The sequence below is a fragment of the Lysinibacillus sp. RC46 genome, assembly GCF_041262385.1.
Taxonomy (GTDB): Bacteria; Bacillota; Bacilli; order Bacillales_A; family Planococcaceae; genus Lysinibacillus.
In genome coordinates this window covers 59,381-76,571 of the sequence record NZ_JBGCCF010000016.1, presented here as the reverse complement: position 1 = coordinate 76,571, position 17,191 = coordinate 59,381, and the positions used below count along the sequence as shown (strand labels likewise).

Sequence of the window (17,191 nt, the reverse complement as noted above, 5' to 3'; positions counted from 1 at the left end):
GCAATCGGCTTTGTGCTTAGGCCTCCCCCTCAAAGGTGGGGGTACTTCCGTAGTTAGCTTTTGTCTAAATGAAGATAAAAAAAGTGTCTATCCGTCATTTTGACGAGATAGACACTTTTTCATTATTTTATAGGCCACATTTCAACTGTGCAGCACAGTTTGTACATGTATTACAGCCACCAATTTCTTCAACAGTTCCTTTACGGCATACAGGACAAGTATTCCCTACATCCGAACCAATAACTGTTGTCGATTCTAATGCTTGAATCGTATCTACTAATACAACAGGACGCTTCGTTGGTACTTCTACTAATTCTTCTTCAAATGATAGTTGATCCATATCATTTTCTTCAGCTTTTAGTGTCAGTACTTGTGAATCACGGCTACCATCTACATAGACCGTACCACCTTTAGCGCCACCTTTATATAAGCGCTCGTATACTTTTTCAACTTGTTGTACTGTATAACCTTTTGGTGCGTTTACAGTTTTTGAAATAGATGAATCGATCCATTTTTGGATGATACATTGTACATCAGCATGTGCTTCTGGTTTTAACTCCATAGCCGTAACGAACCATTCAGGAAGTTCATTCTCATTAGCTTCTGGATGACGTCCTAAATATTCTTGTACGATTTCTGCTTTTACCTCGATGAATTTACCTAAACGACCAGAACGGTAATATGTGAATGAGAAGTATGGCTCAAGACCTGTTGCCACACCAACCATCGTACCAGTAGAACCAGTTGGAGCTACTGTCAGTAAATGTGAGTTGCGAATACCAGTTGCTAAAATTTGTTCTTTAATGTGTGCAGGCATTTTTTGCATAAAGCCTGTTTCAGTAAATGCTTTACGTAAACGTGCTGTCTCTTCCTCAGTTGCTCCTACAAGGAATGGGAAGCTACCGCGTTCTTTTGCAAGCTCCGTTGACGTCTCATACGCAGTTTCAGCAATCGTTTTAAAGATTTCATCAACTAGCTCATTACCCGCTTCTGAGCCATATTCTTTCTCACAATAAATTAGTAAGTCCGCTAAGCCCATTACACCCAAGCCAACACGACGCTCTCCAAGAGCTTGTACACGGTTTTCTTCTAAGAAGTATGGTGTAGCATCAATAACATTATCTTGCATACGAACACCAACACGAACTGTTTCACGTAGTGCTTCATAATCAATTGTTTGATCTTCCTTATTCGCAAACTGTGCTAAGTTCACAGCCGCTAAGTTACACACAGAATATGGTGCAAGTGGTTGTTCCCCACACGGATTTGTCGCTACAACGCTTTGACCATAAGCTTTTGCGTTTGTCATGTCATTAGCGTTGTCGATGAAGAAAATACCTGGCTCTGCAGAGTATGTTGCACAAACGTTGATTAAATTCCATAATTCCTTCGCTTTAATCGTGCGGTAAGTGCGTACTTTATAGCCCATTTTCTCCCATTCGCGTACATCTCCAACTTTATGCCATTCACTGTTGTAAATAGCCATCTCTTCTTTTGTATATTCTTCAACAGCTGGGAAACGAAGCTCAAAGTCAGCGTCATTTTCTACAGCTTGCATAAATTCTTTTGTTAATGTTACAGAAATATTTGCACCAGTTAAAAACTCTTGATTGTGAACAGTATAAGTACCACCATCACGAAGTTTGTTTTCTGCTTCACGAATAATAGCCGTATCAAAACCGCCTAAGCCTTCGATACCTTTATAGTTAACAATACCTTGGTACATAGCTTCCTCTTGAGATGAAAGAGGCTTAAAGTTTAATTTTTCTTTTGCTAGACGAATAATTGAATTATCCGTTGTATTTTCGATTAGGTATCGAAGAATACGTGGATTTTGCATTTTCGAAATAATAAATTCCACGATATCAGGATGCCAATCTGCCAGCATAATCATTTGTGCCGATTTCTTACGCGGGTTCGCTATACCCACTCTCTATGTCACCATAGAAGTTGAGACCATATCTTACATCTTATTAGATGTCCTCGCACTTCGGAGTGGCTTCACTCCTACTCTACTCACTTCCGCTAACATAGCGTGCTTTCGATGGTCGTTGAACCTTCCTCTCTGAAAGAGGCTTGGCTGCTGATTGTCTTTATCCCACTGCTATTTTCAAGCATTCACGCTTACCGTTTCCAGTTACGTTGTAGCTAGCAGTGCATTTATAATGCGTTTTTTAACATTTTCAAAATCACTTTTTATCTCATCTTCCCAGAAACGAAGTAAAGTGTACCCGTGAGCCGCTGCAATTCGATTTTTTTCAATATCCCTGGCTTTTATCCTCTTTTGAACTTCATAAAAAGTGGAATAAAATTTTGGATTCCTATGCCAAAAATCGCCATCACACTCAATTAGAATATTTGTCCCTAATAGTAGAAAATCAAATTGTGCTCCTTCAAAGATGAAGGAATATTTGTAGGGAATTGATTGTTCAACTAAGAAATGCTCTAAAGCTCTTTCAATACTAGTTTTTCTAAATGTTTCCCTCTCTAGTTGCTTTAATGCAGCTTGTCGAATCTTTTCGATGGTTTCTTCACTATAAACCCCTGTCTTACCGCTATTCCATGAAGGAGTTCCATTTATTTTTCTAGTTTTAGCTGTTTTTGAAATGATATTTTCAAAATGAACCTTCTTTTGTTCATCCGGCATTTCATTATGCCATTTTCCTGTATTTTGTGATCGAAGCCTACTCGCACACTCTTTACTACAAGTTTTAGTCTGCCGATGTTTTTCATCGAATAGTTTTCCACAAATTACACAAGTTAAAGGCTCACCTTTTCCTCGACAGCTTCTACTACAAAATTGATTGGGAATACCACGCCTCAATTTAACCTCTTTATTACATAAAATATATTGGCAGGTAACCATTTCTATTGGATAAAAATAAGATATTAAATAATTATCTAACGTTAAGTTATGCTCATTTTTCAAATGAGACGTATACCAACCTTGTTTATTATGATTTATTGTAAAACCACATATTAAACAAGTCTGTGGCTGTTTCGCATCATAAACATCCATAATTCCCACCTCGATTAAAGTGACAATATTTCCGTTAAAGAGTTTCCAGCAATTCACGAGGTTTGTTTACGCAGAAGCACCTAGATTATGCTTACCTCTGCGGCTACCACCTTGTTCAACAAGATGAGTCAGCTTCGCAATATCATCTAACCATGATACAGAGCCAGATGATTTACCATTTACACCACGTGCTAAAGTGTTACGTGGACGCAATGTCGAACCATTTGTCCCTACACCACCACCGCGGCTCATAATTTCCATTACTTGCTTACGGTGATCACTAATTCCTTCACGTGAATCTGCTACAAATGGCATTACGTAACAGTTGAAGAACGTTACATCTGTTTCAGATCCTGCTCCGTAAATAACTCGTCCAGCTGGAATGAATTTTAATGATACTAACTGCTCATAAAATTTCTCAAACCATTCTTGGCGTTTCTCTGGTGTTTTTTCAACAGAAGCAAGTCCTGTTGCATTTCGTTTTGCGATTTGTTCATAAAATATTTCAAGAGGCTTTTCTAGCACGTCAATTGAACGCGTAATCACACCCGTTTCTTGCTCTTTCGGATCATCTAAAGCACTACGGTAATCTTCCTCAATCAAAATTTCTGCTGTTTTTGTAGACATATCAAGCTTTTGGATTGTCCCTAAACCACGTGCAGGGAATTTTGGATCTGACTTCACTGTTAATACGACGAAATCACCGGCTTTTAACGTTTTCTTCTCCGTATCCTTAAACGAGTAGCGATCGATCATCACAAGTCTAGATACACCTTTATGCGTTATGTGCATATTAGGTGTTACAGGATGAACCTGTGGAAATTGTTCAATATCTTTGTTTAACTGTTCAAATTTGTTTACTTCGGGTTGATGATTTGTAAGTACCATCGTTTTGCCTCCCTTGTTTTCTGCATTACAATAATAAATACACAATATCATGTGTCGTTAAACACTACATATTGTGTATGTTTCTTTAAAAAAGATACTATATATAGTTTTTTAATTCAACTCTTGCAATTTCGAATAGAATCCGAACTGCTTGTTATTACAAGGGTTGAACGATAAAAAAATATTTTTCTTATACCATTTTTTATTTTTTGAAGTTCCAATCATCACATGCATATTTTTTTTCTTCTAGTGCATGTACATATTCTAATTGCTCCTCAGAAAGTGTAAATGGTTTTAAATCAATTTGCAACGATTTTGCAAAACCATCACGAAAAGCTGTCACACATTGTTCAATAGTCACTGGTTCTTTGACAAGATTATTGATAGCAACCGCTTTCTCTGGCATCTTTCTACGCATACGGTCCTTCGCTTCTTCACTTGAAAAATTGAAAACAGACAATAATTTCTCCTGATCTAAATCAAGTAAAATAGCTCCGTGCTGTAAAATAACACCTTTTTGACGAGTTTGTGCACTACCCGCTACTTTTTTACCTTCTACAACAAGCTCATACCAGCTTGGCGCATCAAAGCAAACTGCGCTTTTTGGTTTCTTTAAGTCTGCTCTTTGTTCTTCTGTATCAGGTACACTAAAATAAGCATCCATACCTAGATTATGAAAACCTTTCAATATACCTTCACTTAACACTCTATACGCCTCTGTCACTGATTCAGGCATATTTGGATAGCTTTCTGAAACAATGACACTATAAGTCAATTCATGTTCATGTAAAACAGCTCTACCACCTGTTGGACGACGAACAAAGCCTAGTCCTTGTTCTCGTACCGCATCTAGATTGATATCTCTTTTCGCTTGTTGAAAATAGCCAATCGAAAGTGTTGCTGGCTCCCACTCATAAAAACGAATAACTGGTGGAATTAAACCTTCACTATGCCAATCAAGTAATGCTTCATCTAATGCCATATTAAAAGAAGGGCTACATTTCCCTGAATTTAGAAAATACCAAGTTGTCATATTTTCATCTCCTACAAATATTTAATTAAACTTTAGCGAAAGTGTACAAAATAAGTCACCTTATATATGGCATTCATTTTAACAAATGTTATCCAATTCTTTGTTATGAGCCAAAAATAATGCTTCTCAAAATTTTGACACCGTGCGTTAAGTTCTATTCTTTATGAAAGTATCCACCACCCTAATCCAAGAAAATAGTGGAAAGATACTGTGACAGTTCACTAATAAAATCCATATAAATAGAGATAAATTAATTCTAGCCACAATCTAATTTATTTTATCAAACTCATTGGACTATCGCTAGCGCATCTTTTATAATAATAAAGAAGATAGAAAGGGGTAAGAAATTTTGTTGAACATACTTATCACAATCGGTGTTATTTTAGTAGTTGTAATTGCTTATATCGGCATTAACGCCCTACGACTAAAAAAAGCCGTAACAAACCTAACACAAGAACAATTTATTGAAGGCTATCGTAAAGCACAGCTTATCGACGTACGTGAACAAAAAGAATTTGATGCTGGTCACATCCTTGGTGCACGCAATGTTCCTTCAACTACTCTACGTCAACGTCACAAAGAAATCCGCCCAGATTTACCAGTATATTTATACTGTCAAAATACAGGCCGTAGCTCACGTGCTGCTTTATTTCTTAAAAAACGTGGCTACAACCAAATTTACCAACTTCAAGGCGGCTTCCGTACTTGGACAGGTAAAATAAAGTCCAAAAAACAAAATTAAAAAATCAATAAGACATTAGTGACTAATATAAATAAATCTACTCACGGAAACAAAGTAAATTTATTTATATTTACCTATATCACATTGTTTAAACTAAAAGAAACCATCTCAAATGACTATGAGATGGTTTACTTTTTGCAAAAAATTCTGAGTTTCTACTATATTATATATTTTGTTTAATGTCTGACAAGTTAGTTGGAGTAAGTTAAAGCAACGAAAGATACATACTCTCTTTCACATTCCTTTACCAAAATGCGAGCCGCTTCCTAAGCTAGTTCCAATTTTCATCTCTTCCAACTCCATATACCGCGAATTAAAACATTATCCTTAAATTTACATATGTCTAAAAATACTATTTTTCGTAAAGTATTTACCTAGATGAACTCCATTCTTCTTTTTTTCTGAAAATGTCTGAAATTTATCCTTGAATAATTAAGTAGGCACTGATAGGATTTATAATATCTTAAAATAATGTCATACAGACATACAATATAAGCTATGAATGCTATGGATAACACTATAGCAGGAGCAGTTCTGGAGAGAGCGCATTTTGCGTCGCCGAAGGGTTCACTATCTCAGGCAAAAGGACAGAGGAGTAATATCAACTTTCAACATGAAAGCTATACCACACGAATGTTTTCTTTTTTTACATACAACATCCGCAATTGGTATTTGTTATTCTGTCATTTACGAGACTAGTGTCACTACTAGTCTCTTTTTTTATTTTCCAGTCATAGTTTTTACGTATCTTTGAGGGGGATTAACGTGGAACAACAACAATTAAAACGTGAATTAAAAAATCGCCATGTGCAGCTCATAGCGATTGGTGGAACAATCGGTACTGGTTTATTTTTAGGATCAGGCAAAGCCATTGCTTTAGCGGGACCTTCCATTATCTTTGCTTATCTCATTGTCGGAACCGCCTTATTTTTTGTTATGCGGGCATTAGGTGAACTATTATTATCGAATGCTGGCTATACATCGTTTACTGATTTTGCATCCGAATACATAGGACCTTGGGCAGGTTACATCACTGGCTGGACATACTGGTTCTGCTGGATCATGACCGCTATGGCAGATATTATTGCTGTCGGCGTTTATGTACAATATTGGTTTGATATACCACAATGGGTGCCTGCAATTGGCTGTTTAGTACTGTTATTAATGTTGAATTTATTAACTGTAAAACTATTTGGCGAACTAGAATTTTGGTTTGCACTTATAAAAGTCATTACAATTGTGGCACTGATTGTGATTGGAGTATTCATGTTATTTACAGGTTTTCAAACAAGCTCTGGCACAGTTTCTGTTGAAAATCTTTGGGCACATGGCGGGTTATTCCCGAACGGCTTACACGGTTTCCTAATGGCATTCCAAATGGTTGTTTTCGCTTTTGTTGGTGTCGAGTTAGTAGGGGTTTCTGCTGCTGAAACAGCCAATCCTAAAAAAAATATTCCTTCTGCCATTAACAAAATTCCATTACGCATTTTATTATTCTACGTAGGGGCATTATTTGTTATTTTATGCATTAATCCTTGGAATGAAATGTCTGCCTCTAGTAGTCCATTTGTACAAGTATTTACACTAGCTGGTATTCCAATTGCTGCAGGTATTATTAATTTTGTCGTACTTACATCTGCCGCTTCTGCCGGTAATAGTGGTTTATTTTCTACTAGCCGTATGCTTTTTAATCTTGGGAACAACAAGCAAGCTTCGCCAAAGTTTGCAAAGCTCAATAAAAACAGTGTGCCAAGTAACGCACTCGTTGTTTCTGCAATTGTAGTTTCCGCTGGTGCATTACTAAGTAAATTAATGCCTGAAAACGCCTTTAGTGTTGTTACAACGATTAGTGCTATTTGCTTTATATGGGTATGGAGTATTATATTAATCTCTCATATCATTTATAAACGTAAAAATCGCGCACTTCATGAAGCATCGATTTTCAAGGCACCTTTTACTCCGTTCGTGAACTATTTAGTACTTGCCTTCTTTGCTTTTCTATTAGTAGTCATGTTCATTTCAGAGGCAACACGTACCGCATTACTGTTAACACCAATTTGGTTTATCATACTAATGATTATTTATAAAATGAAAAGAAAGAACTAATACGGTAAAATGAATTGTCCCGAATAGTGACACTTTTAAAGAAAGTGTACCTATTCAGGGCTTTATTTATTGTGCGAAAGCGAAGTAAAATCACAAAAAAGATGACTACGTCCATTTACGAAGTCATCTTTCATATTGATTAAAAAATATTCATATTCCACTCGGTAGCAATATGCTTGAGTAAATTCACTCCGGCTACACTGTTCCCAATGTCATCAATTGCTGGTCCATAAATGCCTATACCACAGCCGGTAGGAAAAGGTGAATCTAAGCCTGCGTGACTTGGTACAGCCGCCAAAATTGCCCCAGAGACACCACTTTTAGCGGGTAATCCTATAAATGCCGCAAATTTCCCAGAAGCATTATACATACCGCAAGTAACCATCAATGCCTTCGCTAATTTTGCTACTTGTTTAGGGAAGAGCTGTTTATTTAAATGAGGATGATAGCCATCATTGGCAATGACTAAACCAATCATTGCCAAATCCGAAACATTTACTTCAATAGCACATTGTTTCAAATATACCTCTAATGCTTCTTCTACAGGACAATTTAAAAAGCCCGAATCCATTAAATAATAGGCTAATGAACGGTTTCGATTTGCAGTTTGCCACTCAGATTGATAAACCTCTTCATTAACCTTTAATTCCTTGCCAACGATTTGTTCTAAAAATTGAAGGATTTTTGAAACCTTCTCTTGCGGAGAATTTCCATCAAGCATAGAGGATACTGTAATTGCACCTGCATTAATCATTGGATTAAAAGGTTTTCCAGGTTGATGGCTCTCTAGACGAATAATTGAATTGAAGGTGTCACCTGTAGGTTCAACATCTACTCGTTCTAAAACATAAGGTAGCCCTCGTTCCATACACGCTAAAATAAATGTAACGACTTTTGAAACACTTTGCAGGGTAAATAGTTCAGTTGTCTCTCCGGCTTTCATTTCCTCATTATTAGTACCGATAATCGAAATCGCTAATTGATTTGGATCTTTTTCCGCTAAAGCGGGAATATAGCTTGCGCATTTCCCCTCTTTTGCGTAAGGACGAAACTGTTTCACCCATTCTGCCGCAAGCTGATTATTATGATTGATATGTTCTGTCGGCATTTTGTGATCTCCTTTCAAAAAACGGCATTTTTACGCCATAACTACTCAATAAATACACTTTACTAAGAAAAAAACTTAATAATAGGCAAAAACAGAGTCTCCATAGTTTACCCTACGAAGACTCTATTTGGTATAACTTTTTAAAGACTTTTTAAAGTTTTCGAGGCTTAGCCTTCTGGAATTAGCGAAACATAAGTCTCCCCATCCAGACGTTCCTACCACTCTTTTTTAGCTTCTTCAATAAGTACTGGATTGTCAATTAAATCAACAGCAGTCTATTTCATAAGTTGGTATTCCTAAATCACTAAGTATGTCACCCCTGCAAATGGTTGAACGACATTTGGAGACGATCCTCCTATGTTTGTAACCGCATAATGCGTGCTTCTGGAATGATATGCTCATGTAAATAGTTTACCCCAACATTCATGAGTTCAACTGCATCTAATGCACTTCTTCCTAAATGTGATGTGGCTGCTTCTCGCTAAGCTTAAAAGTAGCTGCATAGTTTGCTAGAGAGGTGTAAGTCAAAACAGATGTAAAAGTACCAGGATGATAAGATATTGCATCATTGACATCATCAAAAATACCAGCTTTCTCCATATAAGCTTTACCTGAACCATTTTCCTCTCTCCAATCAACTTATCCACATGACATCCTTTTAACATAATGTCATTCAACTTTTGAATTTCATCGGAACATTTTTTTGTTTTATCAACCAACTTTTGAATTTTATCGACTAACTTTCACGTTTTATCACCCAACTTTTAATTTTTATCGACATCCACCTTCCAGGCACACACACTAAAACCCCGAATAAATTCGTTATTCGGGGTTTTAGTTTAAACTATTTTTTATAAATCGTTTGCATACATTTTATTATATAAAATTTCTAATTTTTTCGAGAGCTTACCGTAAGCAGTTTGCCAAGTTTTACGAGCTGCTGCATTCTCTTCTGTCGAAGGTACATAAAGAGCATGTACATCGGCTACCTTTTTCAAATCACTCTCGGCCTGTGTTAGCTTAGAATAATTTTTTACGATGCTCTTTTCTGAAGCACTAAGGCCATCATATGCTGTACGAATTTCTTTTACTTTAGTCTCCAAATCATCAATATATTCACCATTTACAAGGAGTGAATTAATTGATTCTACTAACTTCAAAGCACTTTCATTAGACTGTTGTTGACCTTGATCCTTATCGATAATGGATTGTCGTATTTCTGGACTGACTAAACTCATTTGTTTTGATGTTAGCTTATAAAAAGCTTTAATGACAGTTGTTGGGTTATTAGTAAATGATTTTTCATACGTCTTCATAAATGATTCTACTTTTTTCACATCGGAAACCGCTGTTGTTAAGATAGACGCATTCGTAATACGTTTTTTATCACTAGAGCTCAGCTTATTATATTGCGTTGAAAGCTCATTAATTTTTTCTATTGAAACTGTATACGTATCGTTTGAGACAATTTTTGCAATTTCATTATTTAACTTTGTGATATCTGGTGCATTAACATCTTCTAAACGATGGTTAAGCAAGTCTTCATATTGCTGTTTTGCTAGAAACTGTTGATTTGCAGGTAGCTTTGCATAAGCAGTTTGTACTGTTTGAATTTTTTTCGCTTGTTTCGTAGCATCTGTTTCTTCTCTTGCAGTTTGCACTTTTTTATGGAATGACTTAACACCAGAAAGATCTTTACTAGCCGCTGTTAATAAATAATAGTTTGTTACGTACTTTCGTCCAGCGGAAGATAAGTTTTTATATTTTGTTGTTGCTGCATTAACAGCACTTTCGAATTGGGTAAACGTATATTTCGTTACATCAGTAAGCTTATCAACATCAGCCTTTAAAGCCAATGCAGCAGCTTTATCAGCAGGTTCCTTACCATTTAAATCAACCGTAATAGTCGGGGTATTTAATAAAAAATCGTTTGCATTATAAACAAGTGATTGTTGTAGACTAGTTAACTTATTATAAGCTTTCAATACATTAGTGTAATTAGTTTTCAACTTACTTTCAGCTACCCCTGGCGTTACTGATAGCTTTTGATAGGCGTCCATGTCCTTAATAATTTTTTCAGCTGCTTTAAAATCCTTTTGCAGGGTTACCATGCTATCATATCCGACAATTTTAGCCGCTGAATTTTTCGTTAAGCCCTTATATTCATTAATAATACGGTTTACATTATTAACATGACTTTGCCAAGTAGTTACTGACGGATCAATTGGATAACTGTCATCCACATCGCCTACATAATTGTCAATCTCGATATTTAATCTGTCAATTTGACTGTTTTCTGCGTTTTCTGCTTGAAGTAATGTACTAATATATTTTGCTGGTACAAGTTGAAGTTGTTTATAAGTTAACTTTTCATAAGACGTACGAATTGATTTTGCTGTTGTCACCTGTTTGCTAGGCGAATCATTTTGTGACAGCTTATCGAAAAGTTTAATAAATTGTTCAATCTTTTTAATATCCGACTTAGCATCACTTAAAATTGTTTGATTTTGAACAGTTGCTCGGTAAGTTTGAGATAATTTTGCTATATCCTTTTCAATTGTTTCAACTGCTGTTTGTAAAGATTCTATGCTAGTAGGTACATACGTAACAAAAGAATTTTTATATGCTAACAATTCTACAATTGCCTGATTTAGTCTTCTAACTTCTTTAAATTCTTCAATATGTGACGGATCTATCAAAATGTTTTTAATACTATTGTATAAAGCATCATTTATATCTAAACTACGTTGTAATAAATCAAACTTATCATAGGACTCATCGATTTCTTTTAAATATTTCGGTAGGTCTTTTTCATTAACCTCTTTTACCTTATCTACTTTCTCATTTAACTTGCTAATTAAATCTACATCTGCAGCTGCTCTCTTTAATACGTCATAATTTGTCACATTCGCCTTTGCTGCAGTTGATAGTGCCTGATATTTACTTTCTAATGCCGTTACTTCTGCTTTAAAAGATTCTAAACTTTTTACATTATATTTGTTGTCATTTATTAGTAAAGTTTTTATTTCCTTAATCATTGACTCAGATGGTTCGTTAGATACTGTTACCACACTAGAAAACTCAGATTCTACGAAAGCAGTTCCTACCTTTGCCTTTACATTAACCATTATATCTGTGATGCCAATACTTAAAGCATTATTAGGAATTCGGTATGTGTCGTTAGTAGCTCCATCAATTATTGTGAAGGATTCACCTACTTTATAAAACCATTGATAGCTATATGTAATCTGACTGCTTTTCAACTTTGCTCCGGCATCATCGGTTACAATCGCACCTGCGACTTGTACCAATTCACCAGGTACTGCATAATTTGAACTACTATCAATTCTTGGCGCAGTTATTGAAAGTTTTAGTTCATTAATCGAACGGGGTTCACTCTTATACTTATCGCCATTTGTTGTAGTCGCTTCCACGAAAACTGCTTTGCCTGCCGCTTCTACTGGTATTGTAAATGACGCTGTTGTGGCACCAGAGATTGGTTTATTCGTTGAATCGTTAGAACCATCTACATAATACCACTGATAACCTTTAACAATCGAATTTGCTGGTAAGTTTTCAATAGAAGCTTTTAAAGTTTCATTTACTGTATTTTGTCCTGTGATGGAAACTGTATTGGCTGCTGCTCCTGCAACTGTTGGTACAATAAGAGCTACTGGGATAGCTGCTGCTGTCAAAAATAATTTTTTATTCAAATTTTCATACCTCCTCTATCATCTATTGAATTATATCGGTTACATTTTTAATAATTCTCTTCATTTTATTGAATATTTCTAAAAAGTGTATTTCCTCCCTATTCCAATAACGAAAATAATAATATTTTGATTATCCATTGATTTTAATACTACTTATTTCCCCTTCCACATTTTCACAGCAAATGTCATTCACTTGGGATAATGAGATCCAAAACGACGAAACAAAAGAGATCATTAAATGAATTTGATTCAAAAAATTAACCTGAACAATATTGTAAGTAATGAGAATTAAGGAGCATAATAACCGTTTTACAATCCTGCAAAGAAGGTGTTTCCAGTTTCAAGAAATATATGTATAATACAACTATTATTAGGATATTAATAGGGAACAAGGAGCTTGATGGTATTATGGAAAATCTTTATGAACCTAGTTTAACAAACAATGAAGTAGACAGGACAAGAAGCTACGAGATTGGTAATCTATTTTTTGTTGCTATGTTTGGTGGTATTTTTGCCATTACCATACTAGGTATACAAAACGCTAAATGGCTAAAAATCGAGAAAAAATACATACAGTTGTTAACGATTATTAGTATTGTACTTATTATTGCGAAGCTTGCAATCGTTTACGCAATTGGTCAACAACTAATCCTCATAGATGAAAAGTATATTAAATTAGTTGGCCGACTATTTGGGGTTGCCTGTTTTTTCATTTTCTTCGTTTTTTTAGACGAGCCATATAAAGAACATTTAGCAGTAGATGGTGTTGCTGAATCATTATGGAAGCCAGGGTTTATCGCAATCATCTTCTCTGGCTTAATCGATGCTTTGATTACGTTATTCTTACTAGCACTATAGGAGGTATATTATGAGTGAATTCGAAGAATATGATGAATATGAAGAACCATCCTTTGAAGTTATTAATCATTATTTTAATATAGGGAAATATCCCCAAGTTATCGAGCTTATTAACGAGGAATTACAAGACAATATTGAAAATAGCGGGCTTTGGTATATGTTAGCTTACAGTAACTATGCAATAAATGAATTTGACGAAGCTGAAGAACAATTTCATGAAGCCATGAGATTAGGATTCGATGAGGAACTCATATTTTATTTTCTCGGCCATCTATACATGGAAACGGAGCGATGGCAAGAAGCAGAAAAAGCCTTTCTTGAATCACTTCGCTTAAATCCAAATAATGCAGAAACACATGCAAGCTATGCTGTTTTAATGAAACAAACAGGATATCGTAATAAATCAAAGTTATTAATCAATAAAGCATTAGAATTAGATCCAGAAAATTCATATGTGTTACGTAGAAACTTTATTTTACAAGGTGTACATGGAAGTAAAGAACAACAAATCCTTGCATTAGAACAATATATGAATTCAGCAGATAGTGAAGTTGCAAAATTGTTGCACCTTGGAATAAATGCCTCCTTCCGAAATAATGAAAAAGAAGCGAAAGAATATTACAGACAAGCCTTTCTTTTAAATCCTGAGGATCAAACATTACTATCTATATTAGAAGAGATGGAAATTACAACTCACCCTCTGCTAGCGCCTAATCGTTTTATGGAACGTTTAGGGGGTCCCTCTATCATGTGGCTTGTAGGGATTGGGCTAACCTTTTTATTAATAGCATTAGGGTTTGATAGTCTAGCCATGCTGTTTTTAAAATGCTATGTAGTACTTGCACTCTATACATGGATATCAGTTCCTTTGACAAAAGGGCTAAGAAAAATAAGGGGTTATCGATATGGATAAAATTAAATGGTTACAGCAAATGGTGGAACAAAGCCCAACTGACCCTCAAGCACATTACTGGCTTGGAAAAGAGCTTGCTGAAAACGATCGCTGGCTAGAAGCTGTACAATCGTATTCAACAGGAATTTCTCTCTGTACAGATGATGCACTACGTATGGAAATCATTAATGAATTAACAAAAACGAGTATACAAATTCAGCAAACGAAGTCAATGGATATCCAATCACCAGTTATTGAGCAGGAAAGTCCTGATTTAGATGAAGTGATTGAGACTACTGAAGACATTGCCGCTTCAGCAGAAGAATTACTTGAAAGAGAAGTCAAAAGTGAAGAAACCGAGTCGGATCAATTAATAGACTTTACACCTAGGTTAAAAGTTATTGATGGTAAAGCCCCTAAAGCAGTAAAAAAAGGTAAGGAACAAATCACTTTTACAGATGTTGCTGGGCTTGATGACTTAAAAAAGACCATTACTTTACGTATCATTAGCCCATTTTATAACAAAGGTCTATTTGCTAAGTTTCGAAAAAAAGTTGGCGGCGGCGTTCTTCTCTATGGTCCCCCGGGTTGTGGAAAAACATTTATCGCCAAGGCAACCGCTGGTGAATGTAAGGCTAATTTCTATCCTGTTCATATTACAGACATATTAAATCGCTATATTGGAGAAAGTGAACAAAATTTAAAAGCTGCTTTTGATAAAGCGCGTTTTCAAAAGCCAAGTATTATGTTTTTTGATGAAGTAGACACGATTGGTATGAGTCGGTCTAAAGCTTCTGAATATACTCGAGGAATCATCGACACATTCCTTACAGAGTTAGAGGGAATTGATACAAGCACAGATGAAGTGCTTATTATGGCTGCTACAAATACCCCTTGGGATATCGATAATGCCTTAAAGCGCCCTGGTCGATTCGACCGTCTCATCTTTGTCGCTCCACCAGATAAAAAAGCGAGAGAGCAAATTTTTAAATTGAAGCTAGCGGGAAGATATGCTGAAGAAATAGATGTAGCAACACTAGCCGCTCAAACAGAATTTTTCTCAGGTGCAGACATTGAAAATATGATTGAATTAGCTACTGAAAATGTACTTGCTGAAATTTTAGCAACCGGTGATGAACGTCCAATCACAACTAATGATTTATTACACGTTTTAGAAGAGATACAACCATCTACATTAGATTGGTTACGTACTGCAAAAAACTACGTGAAATACGCAAATCAATCAGGACTTTACAATGATGTCGAAAAGTATCTTCGTATTCACGCTAAGCGCATATAATGAATAAAATCAAAGAGGCATCTCAACTAATGATTTGGGATGCCTCTTTCTAAGTTTCAAAATATGATATTGATTCTCCATCTATTGCTTATGAAGCGTATAAGATTTTTCATAACAATCAACGTATTGCACACACTCTATTTCGCCTGATAATGAATAATAAAATATCAATCGTTCATAAATCATCTCTGTTAAAAAAGTGCTTTTCGTAGCGTCATGACTAATTGGTATAAGCTTAAATTTATATAATGCTCCATACATCTTAGGGACCGTTAGATAAAGCTCTTCATTTTTAATAGAAATAGTAAGTACTTTATTTTCCATTAAATATTGTCCCACGATAGATTCTTTCTTTGTGAACGTTATCGGAACTGCAGGTGCCGGTGAAGATACATTTTTATCAAAAACAATCTTTGCAATCTCTCTACTTAAGTGCATGACAGGTGTAACATTCATATTACTTAAAAAGATAATCGTAACTTGGTCATCAACAAATCTAAGGAAATCACTTGAATAACCGCTAATATCTCCAAAATGATGCACACATTTTTTCCCCATTACTTCAGAGACCATCCAGCCACACGCATAGGATCCAAGATTTGGAGTCAACATTTTCTCTGTTAATTCTTTGCGAAGTATTTTGGATGATGTTAATGCCTGATCCCAAATAAATAGGTCCTCTGTTGTTGAATATAAACCGTAGGAACCTAATGGGAATGACATATCCGCATACGCTGAATGAATGGGTTCTTCCCAAAATGAATAACCAGAAGCTAAACCTGGAACAAGCTTCACCCCATCATCACAGCCTGTATGATACATACCTAATGGATGACATATATGCTGCTGTATATAATCTGCATAAGACATGTCTGAAACTTCTTCAATAATAGCCGTTAACAACGCATACGCTGAATTCGAATAGCCAAATTTACTACCAGGTTCAAACTCTAATTCCCTTTCTTTAAAGGAATCAATTAACTGATCTAATGTTGATGGCAATCTCATTGTGCGAAACCAAAAATCAGGGGCATTTGTATAATTAGGTATTCCAGAACTATTAGTTAAACAATGAAATATTGTTATCTGTTGACCATTCGGATAATCTTGTAGATATTTTCCTACACAATCATTTATATTCAACTTTTGCTTTTCATGCAATTGAAATATTGCCATCGCTGTAAATGCTTTCGTGAGCGACCCTATACGAAATTTAGTTGTGGGTACATTGGGAATGCTATGCTCCCAATTCGCCATACCAAACCCTCTGTTTAAAAGAATATTCTCATTAGATGCAATTAATAAAGTACCATTCAAATAACCGTTTCGATTATAAGAATCTACCCAATTATTTAACCGTTCTTCTAATAGCATGTGAGTTTCTCCTTACTAAAATGAATAATCATTCTTTAATTTTTTTACCTGATGAGTTGCCAAATCCGCATATCTTGAAGTTCTATATACTTCAATGCAAAACCTCCCAATCCAACTCGCACTGTAATTTCTACACAATACGAGAAGATTAGGAGGTG

At 35.6% G+C, this 17,191-nt stretch carries 10 protein-coding genes, 3 pseudogenes and 1 riboswitch; of the genes and pseudogenes, 5 read left to right on the top strand and 8 right to left on the bottom strand.

The window, feature by feature from the left end; genetic code table 11:
* Window positions 1-127: 127 nt before the first annotated feature.
* From ABH966_RS15420 to ABH966_RS15405, 4 genes and pseudogenes are all read right to left on the bottom strand, one after another.
* A pseudogene (locus ABH966_RS15420) lies at window positions 128-1,909 on the bottom strand (vitamin B12-dependent ribonucleotide reductase); the annotation flags it as partial.
* A gap of 228 nt (window positions 1,910-2,137) precedes the next feature.
* Entirely contained in the window at window positions 2,138-3,019 is an 882-nt protein-coding gene (locus ABH966_RS15415) for an endonuclease domain-containing protein (RefSeq protein ID WP_370079825.1), read from the bottom strand.
* Between the two features lie 93 nt (window positions 3,020-3,112).
* Window positions 3,113-3,907, bottom strand: a pseudogene (locus tag ABH966_RS15410) (ribonucleotide reductase N-terminal alpha domain-containing protein); the annotation flags it as partial.
* Window positions 3,908-4,109: 202 nt separating this feature from the next.
* On the bottom strand, window positions 4,110-4,940 hold the full coding sequence (locus tag ABH966_RS15405) for a lipoate--protein ligase family protein (protein ID WP_370079823.1): 831 nt from the start codon (window positions 4,938-4,940) through the stop codon (window positions 4,110-4,112).
* A gap of 352 nt (window positions 4,941-5,292) precedes the next feature.
* Here ABH966_RS15405 and ABH966_RS15400 point away from each other — a divergent pair, with 352 nt between their 5' ends.
* Both ABH966_RS15400 and ABH966_RS15395 read left to right on the top strand, forming a co-directional pair.
* Complete coding sequence (locus ABH966_RS15400) at window positions 5,293-5,682, top strand: rhodanese-like domain-containing protein (RefSeq protein WP_132357268.1); 390 nt, start codon at window positions 5,293-5,295, stop codon at window positions 5,680-5,682.
* Between the two features lie 524 nt (window positions 5,683-6,206).
* A riboswitch (glycine riboswitch) is annotated at window positions 6,207-6,283 on the top strand.
* Window positions 6,284-6,447: 164 nt separating this feature from the next.
* The gene (locus ABH966_RS15395) at window positions 6,448-7,788 is read left to right on the top strand and encodes an amino acid permease (RefSeq protein ID WP_370079821.1); all 1,341 of its coding nucleotides are present in this window, start codon (window positions 6,448-6,450) and stop codon (window positions 7,786-7,788) included.
* A gap of 139 nt (window positions 7,789-7,927) precedes the next feature.
* Here ABH966_RS15395 and ABH966_RS15390 read toward each other — a convergent pair whose 3' ends face one another.
* The 3 genes and pseudogenes from ABH966_RS15390 to ABH966_RS15380 all read right to left on the bottom strand — a co-directional run bounded on the left by ABH966_RS15390 (window position 7,928) and on the right by ABH966_RS15380 (window position 12,609).
* A complete protein-coding gene (locus ABH966_RS15390; RefSeq protein ID WP_370079819.1) occupies window positions 7,928-8,896 on the bottom strand; it encodes a glutaminase in 969 nt (322 codons plus the stop codon).
* Window positions 8,897-9,198: 302 nt separating this feature from the next.
* Window positions 9,199-9,523, bottom strand: a pseudogene (locus ABH966_RS15385) (amidohydrolase); the annotation flags it as partial.
* 224 nt (window positions 9,524-9,747) lie between these two features.
* Window positions 9,748-12,609 (bottom strand): hypothetical protein, encoded by a 2,862-nt coding sequence (locus ABH966_RS15380; protein ID WP_370079817.1) that lies wholly within the window; start codon window positions 12,607-12,609, stop codon window positions 9,748-9,750.
* A 408-nt stretch (window positions 12,610-13,017) separates the two neighbouring features.
* Here ABH966_RS15380 and ABH966_RS15375 point away from each other — a divergent pair, with 408 nt between their 5' ends.
* From ABH966_RS15375 to ABH966_RS15365, 3 genes are read left to right on the top strand one after another with little or no spacing between them, the layout of a single operon-like run.
* The gene (locus ABH966_RS15375; RefSeq protein ID WP_370079816.1) at window positions 13,018-13,467 is read left to right on the top strand and encodes a hypothetical protein; all 450 of its coding nucleotides are present in this window, start codon (window positions 13,018-13,020) and stop codon (window positions 13,465-13,467) included.
* 10 nt (window positions 13,468-13,477) lie between these two features.
* On the top strand, window positions 13,478-14,380 hold the full coding sequence (locus ABH966_RS15370; protein WP_370079815.1) for a tetratricopeptide repeat protein: 903 nt from the start codon (window positions 13,478-13,480) through the stop codon (window positions 14,378-14,380).
* Window positions 14,373-15,659 carry an AAA family ATPase gene (locus tag ABH966_RS15365; protein ID WP_370079814.1) on the top strand — a complete coding sequence of 429 codons (1,287 nt, stop codon included), beginning with the start codon at window positions 14,373-14,375 and terminating at the stop codon, window positions 15,657-15,659. The genes ABH966_RS15370 and ABH966_RS15365 overlap by 8 nt, the downstream gene beginning before the upstream one ends.
* A gap of 81 nt (window positions 15,660-15,740) precedes the next feature.
* On the opposite strand, the gene ABH966_RS15360 is transcribed toward ABH966_RS15365, so the two are convergent.
* Window positions 15,741-17,033, bottom strand: a complete 1,293-nt coding sequence (locus ABH966_RS15360) for a serine hydrolase domain-containing protein (RefSeq protein WP_370079813.1) — start codon at window positions 17,031-17,033, stop codon at window positions 15,741-15,743.
* Window positions 17,034-17,191 lie beyond the last annotated feature (158 nt).

What these genes read in the sequence shown, in the direction of transcription:
- ABH966_RS15375 (WP_370079816.1), top strand. Translation starts at nt 13,018, where the DNA reads ATGGAAAATCTTTATGAACCTAGTTTAACAAACAATGAAGTAGACAGG.
- ABH966_RS15405 (WP_370079823.1), bottom strand. Translation starts at nt 4,940, where the DNA reads ATGACAACTTGGTATTTTCTAAATTCAGGGAAATGTAGCCCTTCTTTT.
- ABH966_RS15360 (WP_370079813.1), bottom strand. Translation starts at nt 17,033, where the DNA reads ATGCTATTAGAAGAACGGTTAAATAATTGGGTAGATTCTTATAATCGA.
- ABH966_RS15365 (WP_370079814.1), top strand. Translation starts at nt 14,373, where the DNA reads ATGGATAAAATTAAATGGTTACAGCAAATGGTGGAACAAAGCCCAACT.
- ABH966_RS15370 (WP_370079815.1), top strand. Translation starts at nt 13,478, where the DNA reads ATGAGTGAATTCGAAGAATATGATGAATATGAAGAACCATCCTTTGAA.
- ABH966_RS15390 (WP_370079819.1), bottom strand. Translation starts at nt 8,896, where the DNA reads ATGCCGACAGAACATATCAATCATAATAATCAGCTTGCGGCAGAATGG.
- ABH966_RS15415 (WP_370079825.1), bottom strand. Translation starts at nt 3,019, where the DNA reads ATGGATGTTTATGATGCGAAACAGCCACAGACTTGTTTAATATGTGGT.